12 protein-coding genes are annotated in these 13,385 nt (G+C 50.4%); 3 read left to right on the top strand and 9 right to left on the bottom strand.

From position 1 onward, the window contains the following. Positions 1-288: 288 nt before the first annotated feature. Both EXE45_RS15650 and EXE45_RS15645 read left to right on the top strand, forming a co-directional pair. A complete protein-coding gene (locus tag EXE45_RS15650) occupies positions 289-1,209 on the top strand; it encodes a glycosyltransferase family 2 protein (RefSeq protein WP_137694856.1) in 921 nt (306 codons plus the stop codon). Next, the gene (locus EXE45_RS15645; protein WP_137694855.1) at positions 1,206-1,865 is read left to right on the top strand and encodes an FkbM family methyltransferase; all 660 of its coding nucleotides are present in this window, start codon (positions 1,206-1,208) and stop codon (positions 1,863-1,865) included. The genes EXE45_RS15650 and EXE45_RS15645 overlap by 4 nt, the downstream gene beginning before the upstream one ends. A gap of 65 nt (positions 1,866-1,930) precedes the next feature. Here the strand turns inward: EXE45_RS15645 and EXE45_RS15640 are convergent, their stop codons facing one another. The 9 genes from EXE45_RS15640 to EXE45_RS15600 all read right to left on the bottom strand — a co-directional run bounded on the left by EXE45_RS15640 (position 1,931) and on the right by EXE45_RS15600 (position 11,691). Further along, positions 1,931-2,905, bottom strand: coding sequence for a glycosyltransferase family 2 protein (locus EXE45_RS15640; protein ID WP_137694854.1), 975 nt, complete (start codon positions 2,903-2,905; stop codon positions 1,931-1,933). Further along, positions 2,902-4,806, bottom strand: a complete 1,905-nt coding sequence (gene asnB / locus EXE45_RS15635; protein ID WP_137694853.1) for an asparagine synthase (glutamine-hydrolyzing) — start codon at positions 4,804-4,806, stop codon at positions 2,902-2,904. The genes EXE45_RS15640 and asnB overlap by 4 nt, the downstream gene beginning before the upstream one ends. Positions 4,807-4,857: 51 nt before the next feature. Continuing rightward, complete coding sequence (locus EXE45_RS15630) at positions 4,858-5,409, bottom strand: FkbM family methyltransferase (protein WP_206750475.1); 552 nt, start codon at positions 5,407-5,409, stop codon at positions 4,858-4,860. A gap of 164 nt (positions 5,410-5,573) precedes the next feature. Continuing rightward, a complete protein-coding gene (locus EXE45_RS15625) occupies positions 5,574-6,803 on the bottom strand; it encodes a glycosyltransferase family 4 protein (RefSeq protein WP_137694851.1) in 1,230 nt (409 codons plus the stop codon). A 240-nt stretch (positions 6,804-7,043) separates the two neighbouring features. After that, positions 7,044-8,198, bottom strand: a complete 1,155-nt coding sequence (locus tag EXE45_RS21725; RefSeq protein ID WP_137694850.1) for a DUF563 domain-containing protein — start codon at positions 8,196-8,198, stop codon at positions 7,044-7,046. Between the two features lie 5 nt (positions 8,199-8,203). Then, a complete protein-coding gene (locus EXE45_RS15615) occupies positions 8,204-9,145 on the bottom strand; it encodes a UDP-glucuronic acid decarboxylase family protein (protein WP_137694849.1) in 942 nt (313 codons plus the stop codon). A gap of 26 nt (positions 9,146-9,171) precedes the next feature. Beyond that, entirely contained in the window at positions 9,172-9,660 is a 489-nt protein-coding gene (locus EXE45_RS15610; RefSeq protein WP_137694848.1) for a GDP-mannose mannosyl hydrolase, read from the bottom strand. Next, positions 9,653-10,633, bottom strand: coding sequence for a GDP-L-fucose synthase (locus EXE45_RS15605; RefSeq protein WP_137694847.1), 981 nt, complete (start codon positions 10,631-10,633; stop codon positions 9,653-9,655). The genes EXE45_RS15610 and EXE45_RS15605 overlap by 8 nt, the downstream gene beginning before the upstream one ends. Further along, complete coding sequence (locus EXE45_RS15600; protein ID WP_137694846.1) at positions 10,630-11,691, bottom strand: GDP-mannose 4,6-dehydratase; 1,062 nt, start codon at positions 11,689-11,691, stop codon at positions 10,630-10,632. Before EXE45_RS15600 ends, EXE45_RS15605 begins: the two co-directional genes overlap by 4 nt. A 242-nt stretch (positions 11,692-11,933) precedes the next feature. Here EXE45_RS15600 and EXE45_RS15595 point away from each other — a divergent pair. Beyond that, positions 11,934-13,385, top strand: a 1,452-nt coding sequence (locus EXE45_RS15595) for an oligosaccharide flippase family protein (protein ID WP_137694845.1), incomplete at its 3' end; no start/stop codon positions are given.

Here is a 13,385-nt window from a genome sequence, read left to right as displayed (position 1 = left end):
TCTTCGACACGACAGCGACAGCTCGCCAGTATCAACAATCTCCTACGGAAGAGCGTATTGTTAAACTCTTAGGTGGTTCGAAAGACACAGGTAAGGTCACACCGAGTATGACGATATGAGAAATAACGGATATAGATCACAATTGAGTGAAGGCGTCCAGATTTTTGTTGATGAACTGAAAGTAACTGTAGGCCTCCTAAAACGAGGGGGATCCCCTGAACCATCTTGTTTTTCAAGGCAATTTATGTTTCTATCGAAGATGATAGAGTTTTTACGAGGTGATTCCGCGTGACAAATGAACCCAAGGTTTTCATCGTAATGTTGAATTACAATGGAATTGATCATCTTAAGTACAGCATTGGCTCTGTTCTAGATTCTGATTACGAGAACTTCGAGTTGGTGGTCGTAGACAACAACTCAAGCGATGGATCAGTTGAATATCTGGAGTCCAACTATCCGTCGGTAACTATACTCAAGCAGAGTGAAAACCGTGGTGTGCCTGCCGGAAACAATGTAGGAGTGCGATACGCGATGGACAATGCGGCCGAATTTATTCTTATTGCGAACAATGATATTCGTGTCCACCCCAAATGGATCAAGGGTGCAATTGAAGCCGCTCAGTCAGATCCGAATATCGGTATCGTCGGATATGATGTACACGGCCGACTAAAACGAATCCCATTGGAGGACTACAACGAGTCTGTTGAAAATTGGCAGGAGTTGGAATATAAACACGAGGATGGATATATTGATTCGATGGCGGCGTTGTTCGACACTGATGTCTTCAAATCGGTGGGTCTCTTTGACGAGGAATACTTTATTTACGGTGATGAGACCGACTTGGAGATACGTGCGAAAAAGGCTGGATTCAAACTTGCCCGAACGAACATACCAATCTGGCACCATTCGATGGGTACTATGGAAGAGACACCGGTGAAGTCGGCGTGGCTCGCTATGAGAAACCGACTCCGTGTCTCAATCAAACACGACCCACTTACAGGTATTCTTCGCTCAATAGCCCAATTATACAATACCGGTTGTAACCCGTTTCTGGACTATGATGAGAATAGTGCAGTTATGAAACGACGCCGACCCCGTTCTATCATTTTCAATTTTTTCATTATAACTGCGGCAGTACTCTGGAACCTCATTCATATTCGACAAACATTAGAGGCGAAGCGACGAGACAGCATTAGAGGAAGCCAATGATTCAAAAGATATATAATCAAACAGTACGCCGATTTCTCCCTCGAAAGATAGCGGCTTTCAATGGTGTTCCAGTGAGAAGGCCGAAGCTCTTTGACCAGACGGATGTGCGTCCGGGATGGGAAGCTACCTTCATTGACGCGATACACCGGGTTGTAGAACCGGGAGACGACATCGTTGAGATTGGTGGTGGATACGGTGTATCAGCAGTGGTTGCAGCAAGAGAAGTTGGTCATGAAGGATCGGTTACGGTATACGAGCCTTCAAGAGAAAGTGTCGAGGTAATAAAAGAAACCGCACAACTTAGCAAGGTCGGGGAAATTGTCTCGGTGGTAAATGCTGCTGTTGGTGAAGTGAAAGAGTCGTTCCTCGGTGATCTTGTTGACGAATCAAAGAATATATCTCCAGAAGAGATCCCCGAATGCGATGTGTTGCTGCTTGACTGCGAAGGCGCCGAACTGGATATACTACGGTCTATGTCTATTCGTCCGCGAAACTTAGTGGTTGAAACCCATCCACGACTTGGCGCACCGACAGAAGAAGTCATCGAGGCACTCCCCAGTTGCTATTCAGTGCTTTCTGTGGAGGAACTGGACGAGGAGTCCGAACTGGAGAAGGAGGACGATATTCGCGTTTTGACTGTTACGAAGGATAACTGAGTCACCGAGAATACAATTACGTAGTGCCAGATGTTGTAGTTTTCATTTTTTGATCAACAAACTAGTTAGAGGATGTAAGTAGTGTATAGCCGTTTCACACGTTGTAACACTGGGTACCGATCCCAAGTAGACGAGATCAAAAAGAAATACTCCCGGTCAAAATCTGGGTCTGTCCCTGTACTCGCTCGTGTGGAGACAGGGAAAGACATCTTGTGTGTCGGTATCTGAGAAAGGTTTGAGTTATCCGTCTTCGTATTTGTCGCATCTGGACCGAATCCGATGTTTGAAACAAGATTTTTACATGGTGCCACAGTCAATCCCCAGTTGACCGCTCTAGTAAATCCCCATTGGTAATCCCAAGTCTCAATTAATCCTTCTTCTGCCTGATAATATAGTTCTCTTACATAATCCCATTGTTTATTTCTACCCCAATATCCTTCAACAATAGATCTGATCTCGGGGTCATTCCACCCCTCCATGTCCTGTCTACATAGCTCCCAGCGGTCCGCCCAGGTTCCCCAGCCCCAAATGCCGCCATACCGGGTGAAGTGGTAGTCTTGAACGTCGTCTTTCCACGTCTCCAAGTGATTACTTCCAGAAACGTCCATCACTCGTTCATCCTCACGATACTCGTCTAACATCTCCTCGATAAATCGGAAGAAACTCCGGTTTGGTAGGCAATCGTCTTCGAGAATTATTGCTTCATCGACCGTCTCGAACACCCAGTCCAGTCCAGACTGAAACCGGTCCTTGATTCCCATATTGGTCTCCGCATAGTCACGATACACCGTACAGTCCCAGTCGACTGCCTCGGTCACAGCTCTCGTCTCCCGACACCGCTCGCTATCCTCCCCGTCGCCCTCGACAGGGCCGTCAGCAACGACGAGTAGTACCGGCGGTTCGGCATCAGCGATCCGGTCGAACACACGGGCCGTATGCTCCGGTCGGTTATACACCATCATCGCGACCGGAGTTTCCAGCTCCCAGCCGTCAAAGGGGTCGTCGGTTTGCGCTTTGGCTTCAGTTTTCTTTTCGCTCATCGCTCATCCTCGTGAAGATGTTCGCCGATCCACAGCGAAAGGACTGTGAGCGCCCATACACGTGACCAGTGCCGTTCCCCATTTATAAACTGCTTTTGGATGACTGCCGCAGCGTCGGCGTCGATCGGCGTCTCAGATAACTGTTGCTCAGAGAACGCGTCTTCAACGATATCGGATAGGTCGTCGCGCAGCCACTCAGCAAACGGGAATGTGAATCCTGTCTTATCCCTCTCGATTACGTCGAGTGGTAGAATATCTTTCACAGTCTCTTTTAACAGATCCTTCTCGCCACGTGCCTTACTATCTGGTGGAAGCGCAAGCACGTGTTCAGCGAGCGGTCCGTCAAGGAACGGGACGCGGACCTCAAGCGAATGGGTCATCGACATTGTATCTGTTTGTCTGAGAAGTTGATCACGCATGTACCAGGTTAATTCCGTCTGTGACACGACATTCCGGTCATCGGTCACACCAAGTTGGTTCATGGCCGATTCGCCAACACACTCGTCCCAATCGATACGAGACGTTTCTGGCAGGAGGCGGCTACGCGACTGCTGTGAAAACAGCCCACGGGCACTGAGATAGGCAGCACCGAATGCCGACTTCGCCGATACTGCGTCGCCGGCTGCCTCAAGTGTGGAGGAGCCTATAATCTCACTGTATCGCGAGAGCAGCCTTCCCCCGACGTCCCGAACCGGCTTTGGAATCGTGTGTAGGTACTTTGCTGCGCGATAGCGACGCGATACTGAATCAAAGGTCGGGTACCCAAAGAACAATTCGTCACTTCCGAGCCCGGATAGTGTTACCTTCAGTCCCGCATCTGCGGCGGCTTGCGAGACGAAGTACGTGTTTACACCGTCGATGGTTGGCTGGTCCATTGAGGCGATAATATCGCCGAGATGCTCGCGAATATCAGTTGGACCAACCACCTTAGATGTATGATCCGTCTCAAACTGCTCTGCGACAGTTTCCGCAAACGAGGACTCATCAAAGGCTTCACTTTCAAACCCGACAGAGAATGTGTGTAAATCCTCGCGATTATTGTCCGAGAGTTCCCGCATCATCGCGACAATCGTCGACGAATCGAGCCCACCACTAAGGAATGCGCCAACTGGCACGTCTGATCTAAGCCGGAGCGAGATACTCTCTTCAAGCAGGCCACGGAGATCACCGTCCTGGTCCTGACGGTCAAATGACGGTCTCCAGTACTGTTCGATCTCTGTGTCACCGGTCGAACGATCGTGCGTGAGAGTGGACGCTGGGGGGAGCGACCGCACACCATCAATTATAGTCCGAGATCCCGGCACATATCCGAAGGTCAAAAATCCATCTACGCTTATCGGGTCGAGCTCCCGATCGACGACGCTTCCGTCTAGCAGCGATGTAACTTCTGAAGCGAACGCGAACCGATCATTCGACTCACTGTAGTAGAACGGCTTGATACCGAACCGGTCACGAGCGGCGAAAATCTGCCCTGACTCAGCATCGTAGATCACGAAGGAAAACATTCCACGAAATTGTTCGACACACGCGGACCCATACTCAGCGTAGGCGTGGAGGATGACTTCGGTATCGGAATTCGAGGTGAACTCGTGTCCAAGTTCTCTGAGGTCGTCTCGAATCTCTCGATAATTGTACACCTCGCCATTGTAAACGATCCATGAGCCCTCGAATTCCATCGGCTGCGTTCCCGCCGCTGACAGGTCGAGGATGCTCAGTCGACGGTTACCAATTGCTACCTCAGTACTTTCTACGGACAATGACTGCCTATCCGTTACGCGTCCGTCACCTTCGACATACATGCCCCATGCGTCTGGCCCACGATCGGTAAGGGCACAGAGGCCATCCCATGCGTTCTCTACTTGAATTGGCCGATTCCCAACATATCCCCAGATACCACACATCAGCAATTCCCCCGACCGTCCCCGGTGTTCCTGAGTAGGCGCATCATCGGATTACTTATCCTCCGATCTTACAGCAGTAAGTACATAGACCCCTTTTTCATCCAACTCAACTCCTCGGTTCACGATCGTATACCCGATGTCGTCAAGTTTGGTCCGAACCGCCGACTCAGGCGAGTCGAGAAAAGCGTGTGTCTCTACGATTATTGACTGTGGACGCTGATCGAGCGACTCGAGAATTTCTAACTCGGCGCCTTCACAGTCGAGTATAAGCGTGTCGCATTCAGGAAGGGCATCAGGTTCGAGTGAGATGGCATCTGACCCGTCACCAGCGATATCAATTCCCGAGCCAATAATACCGTGTTCGATCGAAACGGAGTCTGCTACCCGACTCAATACGGCTGTCTCCCGAGCAACACGAACCCGTTCGGCTCCTCCCTCATATGTAGTGACGTGACCATTCGGTGCCGATTGGCGAGCCGCTACGACACTGGACACTCCTCTACCGCCACCCACAACGACGACTGTGTTGTTTGACTCTACGCTGCTCCGAATGCCTTCAAGTAAGGCTGCTTCGTATTCCGGAAACTCGTCAGTCGCATCCAACAGGTGTACGCCCCGGACGGGAACTCCGTTAAATGACGCAATTTTCTTTGGGGTGTACGGTCGAATGAGCGAGTTGTATATTTTGGTAATCGGCGAAGTCATTCAGGTATTGGGTGTCTGTGAGTGGCTGGTGATAAAAGGCTGTCCGAAGATGGGCCTCAGTTTCACAACACCGTATTATAAAGTTCGAGATACCGCTCAGCAGCTACCTCCAACGCAAACTCTCGTTCGGCCTTTTTACGACTATTATGACTCAACGATATACGTCTCTCCTCATCAGCAAGTACCCATTCAATCCCCGCCGCGAGGTCATCAGGATCGTATGGTTCTGCGAGATACCCGGTTTCTCGATGATCGACCGTGTCGCTCGGACCCGTGGCGTCGAACGCGACCACCGGCGTCCCGCAGGCCATAGCTTCCGAAACCGTCTGTCCGAATCCCTCGTAACGTGATGGGACGACCATCACATCAGCGGCTGCGTACAGTAGCGCGAGACTCTCTTCATCGTTCAGATAACCAGTGTAGGTCGTTGGGTGTGCCAAGTTATCCCCGTCTGCTGGCTCTGACGCACCAAAAATAACGAGGCGGAGGTCATTATCGGCATCGTGAATGTCATCAAGTGCGGCCGACAGAAGATCAAATCCCTTTCGAGGATCTGATGTCGGCCCCACAGATCCGAACAGAATAACTGTCTCGTTTCGATCAATTCCAAACATATCTCGGGCGAGGTCACTATCCCACGGTCTGAATTTTTCAGTGTCGAGACCATTTGGAATCACCTCGATCCGGCGGTCACCGAAGAGCGTACTCTCACGAGCACACTCTGCCAGCCACGTGCTCGGAGCCGCAACCGTAATGTCCGCTTCGGGGAAGGCTCGCTGCTTTCGTGACATCGTGAACCGGGAGAGGTCCCATGGAAGGGAGCTTCCCAGCTCTGGGCACTGTCCACACGACTCGGTGTAACCTTGGCAATCACGAGCGTAGTGACAGCCACCGGTCAGCGGCCACATGTCTGGGAATCGCCACACTATTGGTCGATTTATATCAGCAACGCTACTCGGAGAAAGGAAGCTACCACCTACCCAGTTCAGATGAACTAGGTCGGGGTCCAAACGGTTGATCCGTCTGTTAATATCTTCCGGGAGCCAGTTCGGGGAGAAGACACCGTCAGATCCACCGTACAGTCGCAAGGGAAACCGATCGACAAAGGGCCGCAGCATCGAATAGCCGGTCCGGAGCGTGCTTCCCGGTCCCACGGTATGAGGGTCATCACTGTCCTTGTTGTCAACTAGCATCTTCGAGTCAACCCCAATCTGGCGGAGTCCACGGTGGATGCGCTTCGTCGCTGTCCCTGCGCCACCGGAGTCGTGAGAATTTAATAACGCTACACGCATATTTTACGGTTGATATTGTTTTTGTAGTGGGTCATGTTAAATCCGAGTCTGATGGCGCATTTCGACCCTTGATACTCATTTTCACGGATCAAATGTGAACTCCAGTCTGGTGGTTGATGGAGACGGTTGACCCGAGTATCTCCTCAGCATAAGTATATAGCCCCTTTTTTAATGAAACAGTACTGATAATTTCTGCGGTATAAGAAGTAACGTTGACCATGAGATCACGTCTACTGTAACTCATGGTTGATTCTTTATTAGGGGCAGTTCTTGTAGGGTATCCGGAGAAATTCGTATATCCTGATTCCTCTGTTCTCCAATAATACAAGCATACGATATTCCTTCCAACCCACTCATCGTGTAATAACAGGCGTTTCGATAATCTCCAAAGATCTCTATCACCTGAACATCTTCGCTGTATACAGCATTCAGAAGGCCTGCTCCGTGCGGCCCAATAACTACGTCTGCTTGATAGAACAGCACTATCTGTTCAGCGAGCGAAAGGTTTGATAAAATCACACGAGAAAAGCCGTAGTCTTCCAGAAGACGGACGACTTGCGTTTCATTAACCACACGCCGTTCATCGGCATCATCTCTAGATATGTATACACGAGACGGCCATCTTTGAGTTGAGGGGGAAACATTCTCGCGTAATTGTTGCCCTACCCACTCTATACCAAATGGATCATGAATATAGCCTTGCTGGACAGGTATGTGACGTACTTCCGGAACAATAAGCCGATCAACGGCTACGCGCCCACCACTCCATTCCACGATCCTGTCAGACTCGAATCCGAGTAAGGAAACAGAGTCTATCAGCCAATCTGGTGGATTGTTCGGAATTATAACTGTCGGCTTTTCCCCAGTCACTGACTCAAAGTGTCTGACCCCTTCTAATCGAGGCAGATACTCGGCGAACCAATGAAAAAATCCGGTGGACCATGGCCCCGTGAGAGACACAGCGAGATCTATTTGGCTTGTTGGTTTGTCACTATACGACGGAAAAACTCCAGAGGAAACACTCGACGCTATTTGTCGCGCAAGTAGTGACCGGCTGTCCAACGCATTCGCGAAAGTGTACGTGTTATCCGGGGTCACTGTCAAGCCGCTTGGTCCTACTATATTTGCGTTTTGAACTGTGTGTACACTCCACTCGGAGACCCGATGGTCACCGATTAACTCCCGGATTTCATCAGGCAGCTCCCTGACATTTTCTGGGGTCGTTAGACGGAGATCCCTTTGACTACTGTATTGGATACTATTTACCGACCTCTCTTTCAAAGCGGCACTATCGCTGATATATCCGTCTAAAACCGATCTTACAAGTGGGGTATCAACAGCTGTTGCCACCGAATTTGCCGCTAAACGCTTCCAATAGCTCACATCGAATCGCATCTGTACTACTGGTTCTGCCTGAAATATCGGATCGTTCGTGTCATCCCTTCATGAAGACTAATTTCCGGCTCCCATCCCAATAATTCATTAGCCTTCGATATGTCAGGTTGGCGGCGCTTTGGATCGTCTTTGGGAAGCGGTTTATGAGTGATCTCAGAGGCTGAGTCCACGATAGATAGAATAATTTTCGCGAGTTCAGATATCGTCACTTCGTCTCTGCTTCCAATGTTCACGACTTCCCCGTCTAAGCCCTCTGTCTCCATTAGTTGACGGAGCCCACGAATTTCGTCATCTACATAACAAAAGCTACGCGTCTGTGTTCCATCACCGTATACTGTTAGATCCTCTCCAGAAAGCGACTGCCTGATAAATGTTGGAACGACTCGGCCGTCGTTTGGCCTCATCCGAGGTCCATACGTATTAAATATTCTTGCCGTTCGAACATCAACATCGAATTCGTTCTCGTATGCTACAGTCAGTGTCTCCCCGAAGCGTTTTGATTCATCATAACAGCTGCGGGGTCCGCGGAGATTTACGTTCCCGTTGTAATTTTCTGTTTGTGGGTGGACTTCTGGGTCGCCATAAACCTCGCTAGTACTGGCGTAGACCATTCGTGCGTCGTGTTTAACGCAGTATTCGAGCAGGTTCTGGGTCCCCTTCGTATTACTTTGAGCAATCTCTATCGGGTGATCTTTGAAATCCTTCGGAGACGCTCGTGACGCAAGGTGGTACACCTCGTCTACCGAGGGGAGATCAGGGAGGTCACAGACATCGCCTTTAATGTAGGTAAACTGATCTCGATTTCGGAAAGTTTCGATGTTTTGAGATTGACCACTGCTTTCATTATCGAGACAGTACACCTGGTGGTCGTCGTTGAGGAGAGATTCACAGAGGTGACTCCCGAGGAACCCAGCCCCGCCGGCGACGAGAGAGGAACGCTCCGACATTAGCGGTGGGTATTCGCCGGAAGGGCTTATTCGTATGGACTTCGATTGGCTGAGTCGGGACGGATTGAGGCAGCGCGAAAATACGCCTCGACGTAGGGGTGTAAGTCAGGTAATGAGTCGACCGCGAAGATTGAAAAGTCGCTGTGTTGTGGGTCGAGCGAAAATGACTCTGTTTCCGGGGTTACGAGAAATCCGTTTGCGACGTAGTGTTTTCCACCAGATTCGTCCACGTCGGAGGTGTCGTAGAGGTGGTCGTAAGCGCCTAACCGCTCCTCAATTGAGACCTTGACGCCGAGTTCCTCCTGCGCGACACGCTCAACAGCTTCTGAAAGACGCTCTCCCTTACGAACTCTCCCACCGGGAACAAACCACTCGCTTTTAGCGGGTTCGTTCTGACGCTTCGCGAGGAGGATTCCGTCGGCGCACATAACCACGAGATCGACGGAGGGTATCGGCATGTGTTTGACGACCTCTGCCCACACGTCGTCTGGAATCCGTTCGACAGAGTTAGTCATTGAGAATCTCCTGGCGGTGTGATTCGTACCACGCTACCGTCTGCTTGAGACCTTCCCGAAATTCGGTGGTGGCCTTCCAACCGAACTCTTCACGCGCACGCGTCGTATCCAATTTCCGACGCGGCTGGCCATCTGGCTTGGACGTATCCCACTTGATCTCACCTTGGAACCCCGTTACATCGGCAATGGTCTCCACGAGGTCGTGAATTGAAATTTCGATGCCGCTTCCCAGGTTTACCGGAGCAGACTCGTCATACCGCTCCGTCGCGGTCAGTATCCCGTCTGCCGCGTCTTTCACGTAGAGAAACTCTCTTGTCGGTTCGCCACTCCCCCACGCAGTAATCGAATCATCTCCTCGCTCCCGCGCTTCAACGCATTTTCTGATTATTGCCGGAATTACGTGTGAACTCTCGAGATCGAAGTCGTCTTCGGGGCCGTACAGGTTCACCGGCATCAAATAGATGCTATTGAATCCGTACTGCTTGCGGTACGCTCGAGATTGGGTGAGTAACGCCTTCTTGGCGATCCCATACGGAGCGTTTGTTTCTTCTGGGTACCCGTCGAAGAGGTCGTCTTCGCTGAATGGGACAGGAGTATGCTTCGGGTAGGAACAGATCGTCCCGAGGATTGTGAACTTCTCGACGCCGTGGAGGCGGGCTTGCTCGATAAGTTCGATACCCATCACCGCATTTTCGTAGAAGTACTTTCCCGGGTTCGCTCGATTGGCGCCGATCCCACCCACCGTTGCCGCGAGGTGTAAAACGATATCGGGATCAGAGTCGCGAAGTGCGCGCTGAATGTCCGATGATTTCCGTAGATCGTACTCGTCGCTTCGCGGAACAAATACGTCTACGTCATCCGCCCGCTGTTTGAGTTCCGTGGTTAGATGGCCACCGAGGAACCCGGCACCGCCTGTAACCATCACCGACTTTCCGTTCCAGTAATCCGCGGTTGAACGGTGCCACTCGGTCATCGCCAGTCGACCCGTCCATACCAGTCCTCTTTGTTATTCGCGTACCAGTCGATCGTCCGCCGAACCCCCTCACGCCATTCCACTTGAGGTTCCCAGCCGGTCTCCTCGTTGAGCTTCTCGTATCCGACCAACAGCTCCTCGACGTCGCTGTCTCCGGGTCGGTATCGGTCCTCCGCCTGAACAATCTCCGGACGGCCCCAGTATCCCTCCTCATCGCCAACGTCGAGGATGAGATTCGTCCAGTCGCGCATCGAGATGTTCTCGCCGTATCCGTACACGTACTGTTCGCCAGGAGTTCCTTCTAAGGCGACGTGTAAGTGGCCGCGAACACCGTCTTCGACGTAACAGAGGTCCCGTTTTGGTTGGAGGTTCCCGAGTTCGACGATATCTCGTTCCAAGGCCTGCGTGATGATCGTCCCGGTAATATAGCGTGGGTTCTGACGGGGACCGTAGTTGTTGAACATCCGCGTCGTAACGGCTGGAAGACCATACGCATCGTGGTAATTCATCGTCAGGAAGTCCGCCGCGAGTTTCGAAGTCGCGTAAACGCTCGTCGGATTGACGGGTGACCGTTCGGACAGGAGAACGCGGCCGTCTTCCTCGAAGTCGTGTTTTTCCGCCATTTCGTCTTTGACGTTGCCGTACTCCTCGCTGGTCCCTGCCGTATCGAATTTGGCAATGTCCAAGTCCAAATCGACGACCGACTGTAAGAGATTGAGCGTCCCCTTGATGTTGGTATCGATCGTTTCGTAGGGTCGTTCCCACGATTCGCCGACGTGTGCTTGCGCGGCAAGATGGAAGATCAACGTATCGCTGTACCCCTCCAGAGCGGAGAGTGCCCGCTTGACCGAATGGGGGTCACGCAGGTCGCCTCGGTGAATCGTGACCTCTTCTGTTCGGTGTCGGATGTTCTTGAGCTCTCCACTGGAGGTTGCTCGAACAAAAATATGGACATCAGCACCGGCCTCAACAAGACGGTCAGTAAGATGTGAACCAACAAAGCCATCGGCGCCTGTAACAAACACAGGCCGGTCAGCGAGTCGCGTATCGATGTTCATAGTCTGATCGATTGATTCGAGCCGATATTTATGTACCTTCTCCTCTCAAACAGATTCAGGCAACGTAAAATATCGTTAACTCTCAGACACAAGTAACCGATAATCCCTATAATCAATGCGTCGTCCGAAATTCTCCAAAACCAAGTATTTAAACTGGCATCTGATAGATTACAGTTGTCAAAACGAACGGCAATGTTGGATACCCAAAGGATAAGAATGAGTTGGCGCGATTCGACCCACCGATGAGGATTGGCCAAACATCGGCAATCCAGTTCCTATCGAAGATTGTAACATCAGCCGGCGGGTTCCTTGCGACTCTTTATTTTGCGAGGATAGTTGGTTCAGATACACTAGGAATATACTTTCTCCTACTTTCCTCGGTTGGTTGGCTCAGCGTATTGGTGGAGGCCGGTATCAGTCCAGCAATTACGAAACGGATGAGCGAGGGTGAGGCACCAGCAGAGTACTTCCAAGTTGGCCTTGGAGTCATTGCTGTAGGAACGGGAGTCATTACATTCTTTCTCTTTCTGTTTTCTAAGCAGGTGACTGATTATATTACACACCCTTACTCAACGTACTTCCTCGTTATTCTTGTTATCTCTGGGACAGCAATGACTACCGTTAGGTCGGGGCTGTCCGGAACCCAAAACGTCCATATCTCGGGAATATTGACCTCAATCCAGTCAATTGTCCGTATTATTCTTCAAGTTGCTGCGGTTAGTATTGGCCTTGGATTGTCAGGCCTTGTGTTCGGGTGGGTGTTGTCTTCCCTAGCTGTAGCTGTCGTCGGATTTGTCTATCTCGTGGTCAAAGTTGAAGATCTCCCGTCACCATCTCAGGTAAACACGCGAGAGAGACTAGTGAGTATCTACTCGTTTGCGAAATATTCATGGCTAGGATCATTAAAGTCGAAGACAAACAACTACGCTGATATACTGATTTTAGGGCTATTTGTGCCTAGTAATTTGATCGGAGTTTACGCGATAGCTTGGAATATTGCTTCGTTTCTAACTATCTTGGGTTCCGCGATTGAGACTACTCTATTTCCGGAATTTAGTCAACTTGAAAACAAAGATGATTACACCGAGATTGCCAACTTATTGGGGAAGAGCCTACAGTATACGGGTCTCTTTGTTATCCCCGGGCTTTTTGGGGGTATCTTACTTGGAGATCGTATTTTGAGACTATATGGCTCTGATTTTGTCGTGGGGTTTGAGGTACTAGTGCTGTTGATCGTTGCGGTGCTCATATATGACTACCAAAAGCAGTTGACTGGTGTTCTTCAAGGTATCGATAGACCAGATATTGACTTCAGAGTCAATGGAACGTTTATCGGGTCAAACATCCTTCTGAATTTCATCCTGATTCAGCAGATTGGATGGCGTGGAGCAGCAATTGCGACAGTTCTCTCCTCGGGTATTAGCCTCGTATATGCGTATTATGCTGTAAGTAAGATACTCACGATAAATATCCCTGTCAAAGAAATTGGGATACAAATCGGTGCCTCGATAATCATGGCAATTACGGTATTCCTTTTAGAAGCAGTTGAGTCAACGCACAGGGTCATTGGTCACAACGCATCGGTCGTGTTCGGATTAGTTCTCATCGGTGCCACGATCTACATGGGAACGCTGATAATCATCTCAGATGAAACGCGCAAGACAATATTCGATAACTTGCCGATCAGTCAACCA

Source organism: Halorubrum sp. SP9 (assembly GCF_005435015.1).
Lineage (GTDB): Archaea > Halobacteriota > Halobacteria > Halobacteriales > Haloferacaceae > Halorubrum > Halorubrum sodomense.
The sequence above is the reverse complement of the archived record's forward strand: the minus strand, read 5'-3'. Positions and strand labels throughout refer to the sequence as shown.